This window comes from Vibrio sp. A1-1 (assembly GCF_021728175.1).
In the GTDB taxonomy this organism is placed as follows: Bacteria; Pseudomonadota; Gammaproteobacteria; order Enterobacterales; family Vibrionaceae; genus Vibrio; species Vibrio diabolicus.
The window spans coordinates 539416-557714 of the sequence record NZ_JAKKCL010000001.1 but is presented as its reverse complement, the minus strand read 5'-3'; the positions used below and the strand labels follow the sequence as shown (position 1 = coordinate 557714).

The following is an 18299-nucleotide window of genomic DNA, read 5'->3' as shown; positions in this document are numbered from 1 at the left end:
ACCGCAACAATTAAGGAATAGTCAATGGACATTATTCTTGGTGTAGTGATGTTTACTCTGATCGTACTTGCACTAGTACTAGTGATTCTTTTCGCTAAGTCTAAGCTTGTACCAACAGGTGACATTACAATTTCTGTGAACGATGACCCTTCTCTGGCGATCGTTACACAACCAGGTGGTAAGCTACTGAGTGCTCTAGCCGGTGCTGGCGTATTCGTATCTTCTGCTTGTGGTGGCGGTGGCTCATGTGGTCAGTGTCGCGTAAAAGTTAAATCAGGTGGTGGCGACATCCTACCAACCGAGCTTGACCATATTACTAAAGGTGAAGCACGTGAAGGTGAGCGTCTAGCGTGTCAGGTTGCTATGAAAACTGACATGGACATCGAGCTTCCTGAAGAAATCTTCGGCGTTAAGAAGTGGGAATGTACCGTTATCTCTAACGATAACAAAGCGACATTCATCAAAGAGCTTAAGCTACAAATTCCAGATGGCGAATCAGTACCTTTCCGTGCTGGTGGTTACATCCAGATTGAAGCACCTGCTCACCACGTGAAATACGCAGACTACGATATTCCTGAGGAATACCGTGAAGACTGGGAGAAGTTCAACCTTTTCCGTTACGAGTCTAAAGTTAACGAAGAGACAATCCGTGCATACTCAATGGCTAACTACCCAGAAGAGCACGGTATCATCATGCTTAACGTTCGTATCGCAACTCCGCCGCCGAACAACCCAGACGTACCACCGGGTATCATGTCTTCGTACATCTGGTCTCTAAAAGAAGGCGACAAGTGTACTATTTCTGGTCCATTTGGTGAGTTCTTTGCGAAAGATACAGATGCAGAAATGGTATTCGTTGGTGGTGGTGCTGGTATGGCTCCGATGCGCTCACACATCTTCGACCAACTTAAGCGTCTACACTCTAAGCGTAAGATGTCTTTCTGGTACGGCGCACGTTCTAAGCGTGAAATGTTCTACGTAGAAGACTTCGATATGCTACAAGCTGAGAATGACAACTTCGTATGGCACTGTGCACTGTCTGATCCACTTCCAGAAGATAACTGGGATGGTTACACTGGCTTTATTCACAACGTTCTTTACGAGAACTATCTACGTGATCACGAAGCGCCAGAAGACTGTGAATACTACATGTGTGGTCCACCTATGATGAACGCTGCTGTTATCGGCATGCTAAAAGATCTAGGTGTAGAGGATGAAAACATCCTACTAGATGACTTCGGTGGTTAATCCCTCCAAGTGATTGAATCTATGGCTAGCTCTCTAAGAGCTAGCCATTATTTTTTGTAGAAGTAAAAATAATATTCAACAGTTGATATAGGTAATTGGATTTAAGTAATCGGTCCCATTCCCCATATCAATTCAACAACATTGGGAGTTAACAAGTGAAAACGTGGCTTGTTGCATTCGCTTCTCTATTGATTTTGGCTGGCTGTGAGCAGCCAGCAGATCAAATTCATCTAAGTGGCCCTACCATGGGGACTTCTTATAACATCAAATATATCGAGCAAGATGGTATTCCAACGCCAAAAGCGATGCAGACGGAAATTGATCGCTTATTGGAAGAGGTTAATGACCAAATGTCGACCTACCGTGATGATTCAGAATTAAGTCGCTTTAACCAGCATCAAACGAGTGAGCCATTTACTGTATCGACACAAACAGCAACTGTAGTCAAAGAGGCGATTCGTCTCAACGGTCTTACTTTAGGCGCATTGGATGTGACAGTCGGTCCTTTAGTTAACCTGTGGGGCTTTGGCCCAGAAGCTCGCCCTGATGTCGTTCCTACAGATGAAGAGCTAGCGGCACGCAAAGCCAATACTGGCATTCATCATCTATCTATTGATGGCAATAAATTGTCCAAAGATATTCCTAACTTGTATGTCGATTTATCAACTATTGCTAAAGGTTGGGGGGTTGACGTGGTTGCTGACTACCTTCAATCTGAAGGGGTTCATAACTTCATGGTAGAAGTGGGCGGTGAAATGCGCCTCAAAGGCGTGAATCGTGAAGGCGTGCCTTGGCGCATTGCGATTGAAAAGCCGACTATTGATGAGCGCTCAATTCAAGAAATTATTGAGCCAGGGGACATGGCAATTGCAACAAGTGGTGACTATCGTAATTACTTTGAGAGTAATGGTGTGAGATACTCTCATATTATTAATCCAAGAACAGGCAAACCTATTCATCATAAAATGGTGTCTGTAACGGTATTAGATAAATCGTCGATGACTGCTGATGGTCTTGCAACTGGTCTTATGGTGCTAGGTGAAGACAAAGGCATGGCAATTGCGAACGAAAATAATATTCCTGTTTTCATGATTGTGAAGACGGAAAATGGTTTTAAAGAGCTGGCTTCGGAAGCATACAAGCCGTTCATGAAGAAATAACAACAGAAGTGAGCATGTTCTTATGAGTACATTTCTAATTACGTTTGCAGTTTTTGTTGCGGTAATCGCAGCGATGGCTGTTGGCTACATCTTCCAGAAGAAAGTAGTGAAGGGTAGCTGTGGCGGTCTTGGTGCAGTAGGTATTGAGAAAGTATGTAACTGTCCAGAACCATGTGACGCGCGTAAGAAACGTGAAGCACGTGAAGCGGCGCGAGCTGAGAAATTGGCTGCATGGGAAAAAGATCGAATTGCTTAAGTATCGATCATCCAAATAGTAATACAAAATAACCCAGCCAAAGCTGGGTTTTTTTATATTTCTCGCTCTACTTCTCTGAGAGTTTATACTTTGCTTGCTACGTTTAATCTAGGATGACCGGAAGCTTAAGTCGGTGCAGACTTCACAGCCAAGTCATTTCCCTTTAATCACCGTACTTAACTGTTATTTGGTTATATACTCAAACTAAAGCGCGTCAACTTAGGAGGAAATATGGAAATGCATCAACACGGTATGGCTGAATTGTTTCAACAACTAGGCCTCGGCAGCTCTCCTCAAGAGATAAAGGACTTTATTAACGAACATCGGCACAAAAGAGCTTCAGCCCCTCTGCATGAAGCCAGCTTTTGGACAAGTTCGCAAGCCACATTTCTCAAACAAGCCATTGAAGAAGACGCAGACTGGGCAGAGTTGGTCGATCAGCTTGATGTGATGTTACGAGATTAAAGCACGTTTACAAACTCTCATTTCTATCAAGGCAGATTTAATTTATACTGTTTTTTTGAACAGTATTTGATGGCTATGTCAGACCGAATCAGAAAAATCATTCACGTCGATATGGATTGTTTTTATGCTGCCGTTGAGATGAGAGATAATCCTAGTTACCGTGGCATTGCACTCGCCGTTGGCGGTCATGAAAAACAGCGTGGCGTGATTAGCACCTGTAATTATGAGGCGCGCAAATATGGCGTTCGTAGTGCAATGTCAACGGCGCGTGCATTGCAACTCTGCCCCCATCTACTGGTCGTTCCCGGTCGAATGCACGTGTACAAACAAGTCTCTCAGCAGATTCGTGCTATTTTTGAGCGTTATACGCCTATCATTGAACCTCTATCATTAGATGAAGCATACCTCGATGTCACGGACTCGACAGCTTGTCGTGGCTCCGCAACGTTGATCGCAGAGTCTATTCGACGCGACATTTGGAATGAGCTTGGACTGACGGCATCGGCGGGCATTGCACCGATTAAGTTTCTTGCCAAAGTCGCCTCTGATATGAATAAACCCAACGGTCAGTTTGTTATCCCGCCAGATAAGGTTCAGGAAGTTATCGATACACTTCCGCTGGAAAACATTCCTGGCGTTGGGAAGGTGAGTCTTGAGAAGCTACATCAAGCGGGCTTTTATCGATGTGAGGATATTAAAAACAGCGACTATCGTGAATTGCTGAGACAGTTTGGTCGTCAGGGAGCATCTTTATGGCAGCGTAGCCATGGAATTGATAATCGAGAGGTCGTCGTTGAGCGAGAGAGAAAATCCGTCGGTGTGGAACGAACATTCAGCCAGAATATCTCGAGCTATGATGAATGTTGGCAAGTGATCGAGGATAAACTTTATCCTGAACTCGAGAAACGCTTAGAGCGTGCAAGCCCAGATAAATCGATTATTAAACAAGGTATTAAAGTTAAATTTGCCGACTTTCAACTGACAACAATTGAGCATATCCATCCGCAATTAGAGCTTGAGGACTTCAAGATCTTGTTAAGAGATATTCTTAAGCGCCAAAACGGACGGGAAATACGCCTTTTAGGCTTGAACGTGATGCTCAAGCCCGAGAACCAAGCGCGTCAATTGAGCTTTTTCTAGGCTCTTACTGCTTCTACCTGATCTAATACTTGCTCAAAGCTTGTGTTGGCCATCGCACCATAACCTGACAGTTTTGAAGCTTTTAGCTGGCTAATTAAAGGGGTACTAATGCCACACAAGAAGCGGGCGACAGCATCATTGCTGATAGTTGAAGGGGAGAGCTGAATAAATTCCTGCACCCACATTGCTACTTGAGGTGGCTCAATATCCTTACCTTGTGGTGTTGGGAGCGAAGCGACTTGACCACGACACACGGAGCAGTGACCACATTGCTCTGGTGCATTGTGATCAGCAAAGTAGTTCGCCAATTGTGAGCTCAAACAGTGCTCTGACTGGAACAAGCGCAGCATGGTGTGAATTCTTTCGATATCTTTGCTTTCTTTGGATTGGAACAGTTCATACAGTTGTTGGATTAAAACATCAGAACTCTGTGTGGTTGGCAAAACAGAGTACACGTCGGTCAGTTGTTTGCTCTCTAGCTCTATCCAACCATTCTGGTGAAAATAGTCGAGGGCTGCGACAACGCGGCTGCGTTCCGATTGATAGTTCATCCATAACGCTTCTAGGTCAACTTGGCACCACACTTTGGCTTTTTGCGAGCAGGAGAAAATAGCCTCCACGAATTGACGTCGCTCGCCTTGAAATTGATTCACAATAAATTGCTGATCGTGCAAAAACTTAAAGCGATATTCCGCAAAGTAACTGTATTTTGCTTCAATGAGTTGATGTAGCTCCAAATAAACCAACAAGGTTTTGAGTGGCAATTGGCGGATATTACTTTCACGCGATAAACGCAGTGGCACTACCTCCCATTGTGGAGCATGTTCTTTCGCTTGCTCGACTACATAGTTAATCGAGGTTAGTTCAGGTGTGTCACCATAGACAAAGTTTTCCAACACCGTTAAGCCGGACGTATTGCCCAGCAGAATGCACTCTGAACGTTGCCCGTCCCTGCCTGCACGTCCAATCTCTTGTGCGTAGTTCTCGATCGATTTGGGTAAGTCGAAGTGAATGACGCGGCGGATATCAGATTTATCGACCCCCATACCAAATGCAATCGTTGCAACAATACAGTCAATTTGGCTATCCATGAACTGCTGTTGGATTTGTTCACGGATGTCGCTTTTCATACCAGCATGGTACGCGTGAGCATTAATGCCAATATGGATTAGTGATTTTGCTACTTGCTCTGCTGTCTGCTGTTGTGTCACGTATACGATAGTTGGAAGCTTAGGTGAAGAGGCGATGATCTCACTTAGCTTTTCTTGTTTCGTTGCTTCCTCGCACGGGATCACCGAGATATCCAGATTGGGGCGGTAGAAGCCTGTAACGGTAATATGTTCACTGGCAATATCGAACTTTTGTTTCATGTCTTCAATAACTGCGGGCGTTGCTGTTGCAGTGAGAAGCAAAGATTGTGGAATGTTCAGTTCACGTTGATATTGCGGTAGCTTGAGATAATCAGGGCGGAAGTTATGTCCCCATTCGGAAATACAGTGCGCTTCATCAACCACCATCAAAGAGATCGGCACTTGGCGAATGAACTCACGAAAACGCTCGTTCTTTAGGCGCTCAACAGAAATCATCAATATTTTGATCTGTCCATTTTTTACCCCTGCCATGACGCGTTGTGACTCTTCTCTGCTTTGACTGCTATCGATAGAAGCGGCTGGGATCCCTTTACTTTGCAAAAAGTTCAGCTGATCTTTCATTAGCGCCAACAACGGCGAGATCACCAACGTAAGATTGGGCAATACGGTTGCTGGCAATTGGTAACAGAGAGACTTACCCGAACCCGTAGGAAAGATGGCCGCAGCAGAGTAACCATTCATAACCGCTTCAATAACAGGTTGTTGACCTTGGCGTAATGAGTCAAAACCAAATACGGATTGAAGTGTTTGATGCAGCGAGTCACTTTGCATAATAGGGAAACCTTTCTTTGATGGTAAACTTAGGTACATTAACACACCCTGAGTGCCAAACGCGCGTCCTAAAAGTATGAACAAAGCTGACTTAGTCCAAATTATCATCCAACATCTGGAAGAAAAACTTCAAGTGGCCCATGCATCTGCTCAGCGAGCCATTGATGCCGCGACAGATGAAGAAACTGTTCCCGAGCATAAGTACGATACGTTAGCACTTGAAGCCGCGTATCTTGCTCATGGACAAGCTATGCGAATCCAAGAGAGTGAAGACGAGCTGCGTCAATTTCGCGCTCTAGTGACTCGCGACTTTAAAGGTGCACCTGTTGGTGTAGGTGCTTACGTCGTTCTCGCAGATGAGAATTTGCTTGAAAAGCACTTCTTTGTAGGCCCTTGTTCTGGTGGTCTGACTGTTAAACATCAGGCTCAGGAAGTCTTTGTCTTAACAGCAAAATCTCCTCTTGGTCGAGCGTTATTCGGGAAAGAAGAAGGCGATGAGATTGATGTAAAAATAGGAGATAAAACAACTTGTTATGAAGTCGTGACGATTTGCTGACATCTCATGTATCACTCAGTGTTATGTTTAACACGAGTAATGTTAAATAAAAGAGAATGACATGAAAAAGCTTTTTACACTCTCATTGCTGATGGTCAGTGCTACTGGTTATGCAGCGCAGTGTCGTGTAGACATTAATAATGAAGTTCGTATGGATGGACAAAGCTTGGAGATTCGCCAAACGACGGGTGACAAAGCGGTTGTGGATGAAGATAACAACCTATTCATCAAAGGTGAGCTAATTGAACTCAATGCCGACCAAAAAGCGGCAATTGAAGACTATCGCGAAAAAATGAACGCGTATATTCCACAAGCAAAGCAGTTGGCGAGTGATGGTTTAGCGCTTGCAAATGACATCATCGATGATGTCGCGGAAAGCCTAGACGCACCTGGCGCGTTTGATAACGTCAAAGTCGCAGTACAGGACTTTTTCGCTGATGTTGAATCACGTTACTACAAAGATGGTGATTTCATTCTACCAGCGGAAAGTTTTGAGTCCATGACACAAGGGTGGACTGAAGACTTTGCAAAAGCACAAGAGATCTTCAATAAAGAATTTTTAGCGAGTTCGTTGGATGCTTTATCGAAAAAAATGAAGGAAGAGGGGGGAATAAACCTCACTGCATTATCGGAGAGTATGGCTGAACTCAGCGCGAAAGTAGAAGAGCGTTTAGCTGAGCATTCGAAAGAGGTAGAGCAACAAGCAGAAGACTTGTGTGACTCGTTGGATGACATGGCAGGGCAAGAAGACGATTTGTTGAAGAAAATCCCTGAGCTAAAAGATTACCGAGTATTTACGATTTAATTACCCTTCAAAAAGTAGAACTCAATGGTATAAAGAAAGAGAGCACAATTGTGCTCTCTTTTCGTTTTTACTTACTTGAACAAGTAATGAAAGCAAGACGATATTTCCGTTTTACCCGCTTGTTCTTTGATAGCTTATTGCGCGTTCATCTCGGTGAGCTTATCGCCGACAGGTTTTGAGAAATTAAAACCATCATACTGATCCCAGTTGATAGACCACGTCATTACCCCTGCATAATTCGGGTAATTGAACGCTGGCTTAACGGTGCCGCATGAAGTGCCTTTGGTTAAACAATCTAGTGCGCTGATAATATTCTGTGTCGGAGCCTGACCTGAATTTGCCGAGCTAGGACCTGAAGGTAAGCCGATTGCGACTTGATCATCACGTAGTGGTGCAAACTGAGTGCCGTCGGCCAATTCAAAGCCTTCGATAAGCATTTTAGATTGCGCTACCATCATATCCACAGAGCCTTCTGGTGCACTGCCTGGCAGATATGGGTTTGGCAAACCACCGTTGTTATATAGCTGGACGTGAAGTAGGTCGAGCGTGCTGCGTGTCTCGTTAATCACAGGAATGTAAGCTCCCCAAATACCGCTGTAAGCCACATAGCCGCCTTGAACATAAGGATGCTCAGGTGCCATGGTTAGGTACATGTCGCCACCCATGTTTTGCTCTATTTGAAGCAAAGCACGACCAAGGCGAGCTTGAATTTGCGAGCCATGAACCAAGTTAGATCCACTCTCTAAATCCACATCAAGACCATCAAAGCCCCACTCAGAGATAAGACCTGTTAGGCTAGAGACAAAGTTGGCTTCGTCTTGATCGGTATTCAGCGTAATCGTGCCTTCTGCGCCGCCAAGAGAGAGAACAAACTTCTTACCTTTAGCTTGAAGCGCTGCCATGTCTTGTTTGAACTGTGCTGGGTCGAGCGCTGGACAATCGCTGTAAATATCGCCTGAATATAGATTAAAGTGCACGGTACCATCACTGTTGCGGTCATTTTCGGCAAAGGCAATATCAATCACATCCCACGCATCAGCCATATCTGCTAGACGAATTGGACAGCCAGCCCCATTTACAAAATTGTGCCAGTAACCGATGAGTTTGTGACGTTTCTCTGCTTGCTCAACCACCGTTATTGCTGCTGCGTCAGACAATGCATTGCTTCCTGACAAATCCACAGCTTGGGCGCTAACTGTAAAGTTACCAAGTGCAGTTGGTGTCCAGTTGGCTGTGTAAGGTGCCGTGGTATCGGTTGCAACAATAGAGCCGTTGATCATGAAATCAACGTGTTTAATGCCTGAGGTTAAAGACGTTGCATCGGCACTTAATGCGAGGTTTTTGCCTAAGCCGACGGTTTGACCGCTACTTGGTGAAGTCAGTGAGACGACCAAATCTTTATCGCTGACTTCCACACCAACCAAGGACTCTGACGTGTTGTTATCATTATCGGTTGCGATGGCTTTAAGCTGGTTAGCGCCAATAAGTGTGGCATTCCAAGTAACGGAATATGGTGCTTGAGTGATGACCCCTAAGCTGGTGTTGTTCGCAAAAAACTCAACTTGCGTGACTGTGCCATCAGCATCGCTTGCGTTAGCCGTGATTTCGTTATTGCTGCCAGCGAGCACGACTTGTCCATCCGTTGGTGCCGTAATGGTAACTTGCGGTGGCGTCGAACAAGCACCTAGGCCACTCCAAGCATCTTGCCAATATAGCCCTTCACCAGGCTCGTAAGCCCATGTCGCATCCGAGGAACACCAACCAGCAACATCACAACGATATTTTTGGTTGAAGTGAGAAACTAGGTCGCCAACTTGATAACTCGTGCCCGCCGCGTAAGGCACTGCATCTGCACATCCGCCCGTCCCTGTTTCTGAATTACTAACAACCAGCGTTACTTCTTGGCTCATGGTTGCGAGGTTTGTGTCATCAGTCGCTTGTGCTTTAAACGAATGTGTACCAGCACTCGCGGTCCATTGATATTCGTAAGGTACGCTGGTATCAATCGCGACGGATTGATTGTTCACGAAGAACTCAACTTGTGTGACCACACCATCAATATCATCAGCTTGAGCGGCCACCGTGAGGTTCCCACCCACGTTAAGCGCTTCCGTTCCCGATGGGCTTGTCAGTGAAATGCTAGGTGGTGGCAACTCGACTTGTGGTTGAACTTGGATAGAAATCGTCGTGGTGGTAACGGCTCCCTCATTATCGGTCGCAATCGCGGTCAATTGCGAGACACCTTCAATAGCGGTCCAAGATGCTTCGAATGGTGCTTGAGTTACCACAGCAACCGTTTGGTTGCCCGCAACAAACTCAACTTGTGCGATTTGGCCATCTTCGTCGGCTGCGTTGGCTAGCAAGGTGATCGCACTGCCTTCGGGAATTTGTGCGTTGTTTGTTGGAGAGGAGAATGACACTGTTGGCTCTAGATTGTTGCTTCCACCATCACATTGCCCTAACGCTTTCCATGCCTCCCAAGCCCCTGAATTGGTAACAGGGTCATTGCCTTGCGTCCAATACGCGGCCTCGTAAGCGGCTCCTTGCGTTTTTACTAAAGTGCCCGATGTATAAGTCGCAGTGCTGTCCCAGTCGGGTAAGCTTTGGCAGTTATAGGCTTGAGCTTGGTAGCTGACGCTGAGTGCTGCAACCATCGCTCCGTGAAGTAGAGTGACCTTCATTTTCCTCTCCTTGAGTCATAGATATAAATGAGAACAGAGTAATAACTAGCTGATAAATAGACATTAGGGGGAAAAAGCGAAGCACAATATTCTGCTTTTCGACACAGTATCACGAGGAACAGTTCGTCCCTTACACCAAAGCTCATTATTTTTCGGCTCACTTCACGATGGGAGAATCATAAATTCTAAGCGTGTGAAAAAGACAAAAGTCGCCAGGTCTTAGAATGATGAATGTGAGATGTACGTTAAAATTTACAAGCTGAATGACTGTGAATTGTTTCAACTGTCGAGTATTTAACCGGAGTGCTCTTGTTGAATAGTGAATATTGCTATAGTGTACTAGTTAGCTAGTTCAATGATATTTTGTGTGAGTAGTATGACACAGCAAACCTCTTCTCAGCCTCGTGAGCATTTTGGCTCTCGTCTCGGATTCATCTTAGCAGCCGCAGGTGCCGCAGTTGGCCTTGGCAATATTTGGGGCTTTCCAACCCAAGCTGCCAGTAATGGCGGCGGTGCTTTCCTGTTGGTTTATTTGGTGATGATTCTTATCGTCGCATTTCCTATGCTGGTGGTTGAAATGGCGATTGGTCGTCATGGTCAAGCCAACCCGGTGGATAGTATGCGCTCGCTTACCAATCATCCGGTAGGTAAAAAGCTCGGCGGTATTGTGGGCTGGATTGGTTTAAGCGTACCAAGCGCTGTTTTAGCGTTTTACTCTATTGTCGGTGGTTGGTTGATCTGCTTTTTACTGGGTGCAATCACAGATCTAATGGGGTTAGAAGCTGCAACTCAATGGCTAAAGGGCTTTAGCGTTGAACGTAACTTGTTCGGAACTATTACTTTTTATGTGCTAACAATTCTTATCGTACAAGGTGGCGTAAAACAAGGTATTGAGAAGTGGTCAACACGCTTGATGCCAGCATTGTTTGTTCTGTTTGCCCTGCTGTTTGCTTACATCATGACGCAAAACGGTGCGATGGAAGGGCTAAAGCATTACTTGGTACCGGATTTCGAAAAGGTATGGGACCGCAAGTTGATTCTTGCTGCAATGGGGCAGGGCTTCTTCTCGCTTACGATCGGTGGCTGTTCAATGCTGATTTATGGCTCTTACTTGAGTAAGAAAGAGAACCTACCAAAGATGGCGATGAACGTGACCATGGTAGATACTGCCGTTGCTTTCATCGCAGGGTTAGTGGTGATGCCAGCGATGTTTGTTGCGATGCAAAAAGGCGTTCAAATCTATGCTGAAGATGGTTCTCTATTAAGCTCTGATACGTTGGTATTTACCGTATTGCCGTTGATGTTTGATAGCTTAGGTTTGCTTGGTCAATTGTTCTCTATTGTGTTCTTTTTATTGCTGACGATTGCGGCGCTAACGTCTTCAATTTCAATGTTAGAGTGTCCAGTGGCGTTAGTGAGTGAGCGTTTCAACACCAAGCGTAGCGCAACGAGCTGGGTTTTAGGTGGTCTCATCGCCTTGCTCAGTGTGGTGATTGTTTATAACTTTGGCGCTCTGTTTGGTATGGTCGCGACGGTTGCTACTCAGTATCTACAACCAACCGCTGCGCTCTTATTCTGCTTATTTGGTGGTTGGGTATGGAATCGCAACTCAAAAATCAAAGAGCTTGAGCAAGGTTGCCCGGAGTTTACGCAAGGTTGGTTTGGTAAGTTATGGCCTGCGTATGTGAAGTTTGTATGTCCAATTCTTGTGGCTACGGTCATATGGGCTTCATTCGGCTAATCGAAACGTCTATTGGACAAAAGAGAAGGGCTTGATGAGTGATCATCAAGCCCTTTTTCATGTTGGTTATTCCCCGTTTCAGTTACCCGCGGTGATTGCTGCGGGTTAACGGAATTGTCCTGCTTCTGGAAGAAAGTCAAAACCAGCAGAAGCCAGTTTTGCTTCTAGTGCTGTGCGATCGATATCGAAGAAAGCTACCAGTTTATCTAAGTCACCACCGAAGTCGTCGCGTAGCTTCATATTTACAATGCTCATGAGCATGACAGGATCCATGGATTCAAAGTTCGCTAGATTCATTACTTATCCTCAAAATCTGAAATCAGTAGGTTTGCCGCAGCAAATGCCGCTTTTTCACGCACTTCTTTAGGCAGAGACTCATCCGCCGCAACATCGTTCAGCGCTTTAACAGCACATGAAATTGCCTGAGGAATGTAAGCTTGATCGCCACTACCAATTTGAGCATAAAGCTCACGAACCAGTTCACAACAGCCGTATACTTGCATGTTTTCTTTCCACTAAATGATAACTTATCTCAATATACACACAGCAGATTTGAAACTCAAAGTGCAGAGTTGTTTTGGCTCAAGTTGAGGAGTTGCTTGAGCGAGATTTAATCACTGCATTTGTACTTCTAACTGCTGAGTGACTTCTGGTGAAAGCTGAAGTTGTTTTGCCAGTTCTTGCAAATACGCTTTTTCCATGAAGTTTTGCTCATCAGCAACAATCAAAGACGCGAGATAAATTTCTGACGCTTGTTGGGGAGAGGTCGCCTGATTAGCAATTTCAGCAGGATCAAGCGGTTTGTTTAGTTCTTGCTGAACGAGTTGACGTACGTGCTCATCTGCGCCCATATCCGCGAGGGCTTGCTCGATGCGGGCCATTTCCTCTTCATCGACATGGCCATCGGCTTTTGCGGCTCCAATCATTGCTTTTAAAATTAGTACACTGTGTTTGCTGTCATCGGGGTCAAAGGTCTCATGAACACCTTGACCGGACTGTTTGGCTTGCCAGTCGTTATAAACTTTGTAGGCTAATGCTCCAAGCGCAGCAGCGCCACCGACTTTTAATGCGCCCGAGCCTATTTTCTTGGTCATTTTTTTACTTTTCTTCGAGCCCATCAGCATACCGATAAGGCCTCCGCCAACGGCACCTGCTCCTAGCGTTTTCAGGCTACTTGAGTTTGATGAGGATTTGATGTTGTTAGTTTGTTTACCTAACGCATCAGCCCCTTGCTTGAGTAAGTCTGATTTGAGTGCTTGGTTTAGAAGACTTTTTAAATCCATAACTGACCTCCTTTAGATGATGAAATCAGTTTAATAGCAAGAAGCTGAACCAAAGATTAACAAAGTGAATAGATCTAAAGGGGAGTAGTAAGGTTGCCCAGTAATAAAAAGGGTTGACCGAAGCCAACCCTTTCTAATTATTTTGAAATTACTTCAAATGAGAACCGTCGAGCGCTTACTTTAGTTGAGCCTTTACGTGCTCGATAATATCAGTCATTGCGACTGGCGTTTTCTCACCAGTAGCACGGTTCTTGTATTCGAAGTTGCCTTCTTTCATTGAGCGATCACCGATAATAATTGTATGCGGTACACCAATAAGCTCCATGTCAGAGAACATTACGCCTGGGCGTTCTTTACGATCATCAAATAGCACTTCGATGCCCATTGCCGTTAGCTCAGCGTACAACTTCTCAGCGGCTTCTTTTACTTCTTCTGACTTGTGCATGTTCATTGGAACGATCGCAACCTGGAATGGTGCGATTGCATCTGGCCAGATGATGCCGTATTTGTCATGGTTTTGCTCAATAGCAGCCGCTACGACGCGAGTGATACCGATGCCGTAACAGCCCATTTCTAGGATGACGTTCTTACCATCAGGACCAAGTACACCACAGTTCATCGCTGCGGAGTAAGCGTTGCCAAGTTGGAAGATATGGCCAACTTCGATACCACGCTTAAGCTGGATAATGCCTTTACCACATGGGCTTGGATCGCCTTCAACCACGTTGCGTAGGTCTTCAACTTGACCAAGCTCTGCGTCACGACCCCAGTTAATGCCGAAGTAGTGTTTGCCATCGATGTTCGCACCCGCACCGAAATCACTCATTACCGCTACGCTGCGGTCAACGATGAACGGCAGTTTAAGACCAACAGGGCCTAGAGAACCAGGACCAGCACCGATAAGCTCACGAATTTCTTCTTCAGATGCCATTTCCAGTGGAGCTGCAACCTGAGGAAGGTTCTCTGCTTTCACTTCGTTCAGTTCATGATCGCCACGAATGATAAGCGCGATGATTGGTGCATCAACTTCGTCAGACGCTTTCACAAACAAAGTTTTCACTGTTTTTTCAATTGGCAGCTCGAACTGTTCAACCAATTCAGCGATTGTTTTTGCGTTTGGCGTATCTACCAACGTCATTTCTTGCGTTGGTGCAGCTGCTTCAGAGGCTGGAGCTAGTGCTTCTGCTTTTTCGATGTTTGCCGCGTAATCTGACTCGGTAGAGAATGCGATGATGTCTTCGCCACTTTCAGCCAGTACGTGGAACTCTTGAGAGCCGCTACCACCGATAGCACCGCTATCTGCTAGTACAGGACGGTAATCCAGACCCATGCGATCGAATGCTTTGCAGTAAGCATCGTGCATTGCGTCGTATGACTTTTGTAGTCCGTCTTTATCAATGTCAAAGCTGTACGCATCCATCATTGAGAATTCACGTGAACGCATTACGCCAAAACGTGGGCGTCGTTCGTCACGGAATTTAGTTTGGATTTGGTACAGGTTTAGCGGAAGCTGTTTGTAAGAGCTCACTTCATTGCGAACAAGGCTAGTGATCACTTCTTCAGCGGTTGGGCTAAGTACAAACGGACGAACATGACGGTCAGTAAAGCGAAGTAGCTCAGGGCCCATCTTTTCGCTGCGGCCTGTCTCTTCCCATAGTTCAAACGGCTGAACAACGGGCATCAAAGTTTCGACTGCGCCTGCATTGTCGATTTCTTGACGAACGATGTTTTCGACTTTACGCAGTACACGTAGACCAGTAGGTAGCCAGGTGTATAAACCTGAAGCCAGCTTACGGATCATACCTGCACGTAGCATGAGCTGGTGGCTCACTACTTCTGCGTCGTTTGGAGTCTCCTTCAGAGTAGAAAGAAGATAATTACTGGTACGCATTAAATTTATCCGTTTATTTAAGTTAGATACTCAAGCTTGAATAAGCAGGAGTATGGGAGTTCCCTAAAGGGAAATTTGTTAGCCGTCTATAATATCAGCCAATTGCGTTTGTCAAAAGCTTTCAATAGCGGTAACCGTTATTAAGTTGCTTGTTGCTGTGAACTTTACGTTCAAGTCGAACAAATTTACCGCATATTCTTTGTCGTCCGGCTTGTTTTTCTTGTATGCAGGACGAGGATCTTGAGCCAGAACTTGTTCAATGACTGATCTTACATAGTCAGTATCGGATCGATTTTCTATCGTTGCTAATGCTTGAGCAGAAAAGTTGACTTGTGACTTTTCTGGTTCTTGGTCTGCGTATCCGCCTTGTGCTTCTGGAATAGAATCTGAATAGGGTATATAGGGCTTAATGTCCACAATCGGTGTGCCATCTACGAGATCTACACTGCCTAAATCAAGATAGATTTGATCGCCTTGCTTAGTGACTCCTTTTACTTCAACGGCTGACATTCCGATTCCGTTTGGGCGGAAAGTCGAGCGTGAGGCAAAGACACCTATTCGTTCATTGCCGCCTAGTCGTGGCGGACGGACGGTTGGCTTCCAACCTGCACCCAAATTCTGATCAAACAAAAATAACAGCCAAACGTGAGAGAACTGTTCTAGCCCACGCACTGCTTCAGGGCTATTCGCTGCGCCTAACAGTTTTACGCGTGCTTTCGCTGTTGGTACTAAGCGAGGCTGGCGCGGTACTGCAAACTTTTCTTTGTACGGTGTCTCAATGACGCCGATGGGTTCAATGGAATACATGGTGGACATCTTTAAGAATTCATTGAGATGAAAAGTATCACAAATTTCTCTTGCTTTTCTTGTTGATAATGATTATTAATTAAAATGTTATAACATAACATTTTAATTAAGAGGAAAAGTATTATGAAACTAGGAATCCACCCTGAATATCGTCCAGTGGTGTTCCACGACACCAGCGTAGATGAATACTTCGTTGTTGGTTCTACGTTGAAAACAGAGAGAACCATCGAATGGAAAGATGGCAAAACCTACCCTTACTTTACGTTAGATGTGTCGTCAGCCTCCCATCCGTACTACACCGGTAAACAGCGAGTGGTTCAAACAGAAGGTCGTATTGCGAACTTCAACCGTCGTTTTGGTCAATTTAAGAGTGAAAAGGAATAAATCATGAAGGTAGTCAAATCATTAAAAAGTGCAAAAAGTCGTCATCCGGATTGCCAGATCGTAAAACGAAGAGGGCGTCTATATGTCATTTGTAAGGCGAATCCGAGGTTTAAAGCAGTGCAGAAGTAATCGTTCTGCATATTTCTGGCTTATGTTTTTGTTTAATTGATAATTTTGACTTAACTGTTTTACGTGGATGAAATATCTACGTTTTTGCTCATTATTGGTTATAAAACTCTCTAATGATCACAGTTTGTAACATTTAGGGCTTTTCTTTAACCTTCTACTCAAGTACCCTTCGCTCGCTTTTTTGACATTTTTGTCACATTTGCACAGGAATAAAAACAAGGAGGGAACAGATGAGTTCATCTGATTCAATTAAACAAAACTCGCCTAAGAAGCCGCTGTTTACGCGCTTTTTGGATACTGTCGAATATTTGGGGAACTTATTACCTCACCCGATCACACTATTTGCCATTTTCTGTTTAGCCATTCTGGTGATGTCGGGCATTGCAGGATACTTCGAAGTTTCCGTTGTAGACCCTCGTCCTGAGGGCGCAAAAGGTCGTGCCGCAGATGGCATGATTCATGTCGTCAGCTTACTTAACGCTGATGGACTCGAACTTATCGTTACCAATTTAGTGAAAAACTTTGTTGGCTTTGCGCCTTTAGGCACGGTTTTGGTTGCGATGTTGGGTGTTGCTATTGCTGAGTACTCTGGTTTGCTATCTGCAGCTATGCGTGGCTTGGTCATGGGCGCATCTCAACGCATGGTAACAGTGACTGTTGTTTTCGCTGGTATCATTTCAAATACGGCATCAGAGCTGGGGTATGTGGTACTTATTCCACTGGCAGCAATGCTGTTCCATTCTCTAGGTCGTCACCCACTTGCAGGCCTTGCTGCAGCATTCGCTGGTGTATCTGGTGGTTATTCAGCAAACCTACTTATCGGTACGGTTGACCCGCTACTGTCAGGTATTACTGAAACTGCAGCGCAAATGATTGACCCAACTTACACTGTTGGTCCAGAAGTTAACTGGTACTTCATGTTTGTGTCGACGTTCTTCATTGCAATCACTGGTGCGTTTGTTACTGAAAAAATTGTTGAGCCAAAGCTTGGCAAATATAGTGAAGAAGAAGCCTCAGAAGATTTGTCTAACGACAAAATGGGCGGCTTGACAGACATTGAGAAGAAAGGCCTAAAACTAGCAGGTGTTGCTGTACTGGTTGTTTCTGCGTTGCTTGCTTGGACGGTTGTTCCAGCAGACGGCATCTTACGTTCTGATGCGGGTACAATTGCAGGCTCTCCATTCCTGAAAAGTATCGTGGCATTCATCTTTGTGTTCTTTGCTATCCCAGGCTTTGTGTTTGGTAAAGTTGTTGGCACGATGAAGACGGATCGCGATGTGATTGATGCAATGGCGAAATCTATGTCTTCTATGGGCATGTACATTGTATTAGTTTTCTTTGCGGCTCAGTTCGTTGCTTTCTTTAAATGGACTAACTTCGGTCAGGTATTCGCGGTTGCTGGCGCTAGCTTCCTGCAAGAAATTGGCTTAACTGGCCCAATGTTGTTCTTTGCCTTCATCCTGATGTGTGGATTTATCAACCTAATGATTGGTTCGGCATCGGCACAGTGGGCAGTAACGGCTCCGATTTTTGTTCCTATGTTGATGCTTGTTGGTTATGCACCGGAAACGATTCAGGCTGCTTACCGAATTGGTGACTCGACGACAAACATCATTACTCCAATGATGAGCTACTTTGGTTTGATTCTTGCCGTAGCGACTCGTTACATGAAGAACTTAGGTATCGGTACGCTGATCGCGACCATGCTACCTTACTCAATCTGCTTCATTGTCGGTTGGAGTGTGCTGTTCTACCTATGGGTATTCGTATTTGGTTTACCAGTAGGCCCTGGCGCAGCAACATACTATACACCGTAAAAAACGGTTACCTC

General features: G+C 45.1%; 18 protein-coding genes. 11 read left to right on the top strand and 7 right to left on the bottom strand.

Annotation, left to right across the window (positions count from 1 at the left end):
* Nucleotides 1-24 precede the first annotated feature (24 nt).
* From nqrF to dinB, 5 genes are all read left to right on the top strand, one after another.
* Nucleotides 25-1248, top strand: coding sequence for an NADH:ubiquinone reductase (Na(+)-transporting) subunit F (gene nqrF / locus L3V30_RS02610; RefSeq protein ID WP_005380271.1), 1224 nt, complete (start codon nucleotides 25-27; stop codon nucleotides 1246-1248).
* Between the two features lie 155 nt (nucleotides 1249-1403).
* Nucleotides 1404-2408: an FAD:protein FMN transferase gene (locus L3V30_RS02605; protein WP_237308262.1), complete on the top strand. Its 1005-nt coding sequence runs from the start codon at nucleotides 1404-1406 to the stop codon at nucleotides 2406-2408.
* Nucleotides 2409-2430: 22 nt separating this feature from the next.
* Complete coding sequence (gene nqrM, locus L3V30_RS02600) at nucleotides 2431-2664, top strand: (Na+)-NQR maturation NqrM (protein WP_005436655.1); 234 nt, start codon at nucleotides 2431-2433, stop codon at nucleotides 2662-2664.
* 231 nt (nucleotides 2665-2895) lie between these two features.
* The gene (locus tag L3V30_RS02595) at nucleotides 2896-3129 is read left to right on the top strand and encodes a DUF2789 domain-containing protein (RefSeq protein ID WP_012841486.1); all 234 of its coding nucleotides are present in this window, start codon (nucleotides 2896-2898) and stop codon (nucleotides 3127-3129) included.
* Nucleotides 3130-3240: 111 nt separating this feature from the next.
* Nucleotides 3241-4269, top strand: a complete 1029-nt coding sequence (gene dinB, locus L3V30_RS02590; RefSeq protein ID WP_230198196.1) for a DNA polymerase IV — start codon at nucleotides 3241-3243, stop codon at nucleotides 4267-4269.
* Here the strand turns inward: dinB and L3V30_RS02585 are convergent.
* Nucleotides 4266-6191: a RecQ family ATP-dependent DNA helicase gene (locus tag L3V30_RS02585; RefSeq protein ID WP_237308355.1), complete on the bottom strand. Its 1926-nt coding sequence runs from the start codon at nucleotides 6189-6191 to the stop codon at nucleotides 4266-4268. The two genes, dinB and L3V30_RS02585, sit on opposite strands and share 4 nt — an antisense overlap.
* Nucleotides 6192-6267: 76 nt before the next feature.
* Here L3V30_RS02585 and L3V30_RS02580 point away from each other — a divergent pair, with 76 nt between their 5' ends.
* Nucleotides 6268-6747 (top strand): GreA/GreB family elongation factor, encoded by a 480-nt coding sequence (locus tag L3V30_RS02580; RefSeq protein ID WP_237308261.1) that lies wholly within the window; start codon nucleotides 6268-6270, stop codon nucleotides 6745-6747.
* A gap of 61 nt (nucleotides 6748-6808) precedes the next feature.
* Nucleotides 6809-7552: a YggN family protein gene (locus L3V30_RS02575; protein WP_005385316.1), complete on the top strand. Its 744-nt coding sequence runs from the start codon at nucleotides 6809-6811 to the stop codon at nucleotides 7550-7552.
* Nucleotides 7553-7686: 134 nt separating this feature from the next.
* Here L3V30_RS02575 and L3V30_RS02570 read toward each other — a convergent pair whose 3' ends face one another.
* Complete coding sequence (locus L3V30_RS02570) at nucleotides 7687-10233, bottom strand: Ig-like domain-containing protein (protein WP_237308260.1); 2547 nt, start codon at nucleotides 10231-10233, stop codon at nucleotides 7687-7689.
* Nucleotides 10234-10609: 376 nt separating this feature from the next.
* On the opposite strand from L3V30_RS02570, the gene L3V30_RS02565 reads away from it, so the two are divergent.
* Complete coding sequence (locus L3V30_RS02565) at nucleotides 10610-11974, top strand: sodium-dependent transporter (RefSeq protein WP_098415020.1); 1365 nt, start codon at nucleotides 10610-10612, stop codon at nucleotides 11972-11974.
* 105 nt (nucleotides 11975-12079) lie between these two features.
* Here the strand turns inward: L3V30_RS02565 and L3V30_RS02560 are convergent, their stop codons facing one another.
* The 5 genes from L3V30_RS02560 to tsaA all read right to left on the bottom strand — a co-directional run bounded on the left by L3V30_RS02560 (nucleotide 12080) and on the right by tsaA (nucleotide 15955).
* Nucleotides 12080-12271: a DUF4250 domain-containing protein gene (locus tag L3V30_RS02560; protein WP_012841490.1), complete on the bottom strand. Its 192-nt coding sequence runs from the start codon at nucleotides 12269-12271 to the stop codon at nucleotides 12080-12082.
* Complete coding sequence (locus L3V30_RS02555) at nucleotides 12271-12477, bottom strand: YaeP family protein (protein ID WP_005391765.1); 207 nt, start codon at nucleotides 12475-12477, stop codon at nucleotides 12271-12273. Before L3V30_RS02555 ends, L3V30_RS02560 begins: the two co-directional genes overlap by 1 nt.
* A gap of 111 nt (nucleotides 12478-12588) precedes the next feature.
* Complete coding sequence (locus L3V30_RS02550) at nucleotides 12589-13257, bottom strand: tellurite resistance TerB family protein (protein ID WP_046874978.1); 669 nt, start codon at nucleotides 13255-13257, stop codon at nucleotides 12589-12591.
* Nucleotides 13258-13432: 175 nt separating this feature from the next.
* Nucleotides 13433-15148, bottom strand: a complete 1716-nt coding sequence (locus L3V30_RS02545) for a proline--tRNA ligase (protein ID WP_006742543.1) — start codon at nucleotides 15146-15148, stop codon at nucleotides 13433-13435.
* 111 nt (nucleotides 15149-15259) lie between these two features.
* The gene (gene tsaA, locus L3V30_RS02540) at nucleotides 15260-15955 is read right to left on the bottom strand and encodes a tRNA (N6-threonylcarbamoyladenosine(37)-N6)-methyltransferase TrmO (RefSeq protein ID WP_053809825.1); all 696 of its coding nucleotides are present in this window, start codon (nucleotides 15953-15955) and stop codon (nucleotides 15260-15262) included.
* Nucleotides 15956-16078: 123 nt separating this feature from the next.
* On the opposite strand from tsaA, the gene L3V30_RS02535 reads away from it, so the two are divergent.
* The 3 genes from L3V30_RS02535 (at nucleotide 16079) to L3V30_RS02525 (ending at nucleotide 18285) form a co-directional block, all read left to right on the top strand.
* Nucleotides 16079-16339 carry a type B 50S ribosomal protein L31 gene (locus L3V30_RS02535; protein ID WP_074191704.1) on the top strand — a complete coding sequence of 87 codons (261 nt, stop codon included), beginning with the start codon at nucleotides 16079-16081 and terminating at the stop codon, nucleotides 16337-16339.
* 3 nt (nucleotides 16340-16342) lie between these two features.
* Nucleotides 16343-16468, top strand: a complete 126-nt coding sequence (ykgO, locus tag L3V30_RS02530) for a type B 50S ribosomal protein L36 (protein ID WP_009844388.1) — start codon at nucleotides 16343-16345, stop codon at nucleotides 16466-16468.
* 230 nt (nucleotides 16469-16698) lie between these two features.
* Nucleotides 16699-18285 carry an AbgT family transporter gene (locus tag L3V30_RS02525; protein WP_006742541.1) on the top strand — a complete coding sequence of 529 codons (1587 nt, stop codon included), beginning with the start codon at nucleotides 16699-16701 and terminating at the stop codon, nucleotides 18283-18285.
* Nucleotides 18286-18299 lie beyond the last annotated feature (14 nt).

Coding starts and splice junctions, on each gene's coding strand:
- nqrF (WP_005380271.1), top strand. CDS start 25: ATGGACATTATTCTTGGTGTAGTGATGTTTACTCTGATCGTACTTGCA.
- nqrM (WP_005436655.1), top strand. CDS start 2,431: ATGAGTACATTTCTAATTACGTTTGCAGTTTTTGTTGCGGTAATCGCA.
- L3V30_RS02595 (WP_012841486.1), top strand. CDS start 2,896: ATGGAAATGCATCAACACGGTATGGCTGAATTGTTTCAACAACTAGGC.
- dinB (WP_230198196.1), top strand. CDS start 3,241: ATGGATTGTTTTTATGCTGCCGTTGAGATGAGAGATAATCCTAGTTAC.
- L3V30_RS02585 (WP_237308355.1), bottom strand. CDS start 6,191: ATGCAAAGTGACTCGCTGCATCAAACACTTCAATCCGTATTTGGTTTT.
- L3V30_RS02580 (WP_237308261.1), top strand. CDS start 6,268: ATGAACAAAGCTGACTTAGTCCAAATTATCATCCAACATCTGGAAGAA.
- L3V30_RS02575 (WP_005385316.1), top strand. CDS start 6,809: ATGAAAAAGCTTTTTACACTCTCATTGCTGATGGTCAGTGCTACTGGT.
- L3V30_RS02570 (WP_237308260.1), bottom strand. CDS start 10,233: ATGAAGGTCACTCTACTTCACGGAGCGATGGTTGCAGCACTCAGCGTC.
- L3V30_RS02565 (WP_098415020.1), top strand. CDS start 10,610: ATGACACAGCAAACCTCTTCTCAGCCTCGTGAGCATTTTGGCTCTCGT.
- L3V30_RS02560 (WP_012841490.1), bottom strand. CDS start 12,271: ATGAATCTAGCGAACTTTGAATCCATGGATCCTGTCATGCTCATGAGC.
- L3V30_RS02555 (WP_005391765.1), bottom strand. CDS start 12,477: ATGCAAGTATACGGCTGTTGTGAACTGGTTCGTGAGCTTTATGCTCAA.
- L3V30_RS02550 (WP_046874978.1), bottom strand. CDS start 13,257: ATGGATTTAAAAAGTCTTCTAAACCAAGCACTCAAATCAGACTTACTC.
- L3V30_RS02545 (WP_006742543.1), bottom strand. CDS start 15,148: ATGCGTACCAGTAATTATCTTCTTTCTACTCTGAAGGAGACTCCAAAC.
- tsaA (WP_053809825.1), bottom strand. CDS start 15,955: ATGTATTCCATTGAACCCATCGGCGTCATTGAGACACCGTACAAAGAA.
- L3V30_RS02535 (WP_074191704.1), top strand. CDS start 16,079: ATGAAACTAGGAATCCACCCTGAATATCGTCCAGTGGTGTTCCACGAC.
- ykgO (WP_009844388.1), top strand. CDS start 16,343: ATGAAGGTAGTCAAATCATTAAAAAGTGCAAAAAGTCGTCATCCGGAT.
- L3V30_RS02525 (WP_006742541.1), top strand. CDS start 16,699: ATGAGTTCATCTGATTCAATTAAACAAAACTCGCCTAAGAAGCCGCTG.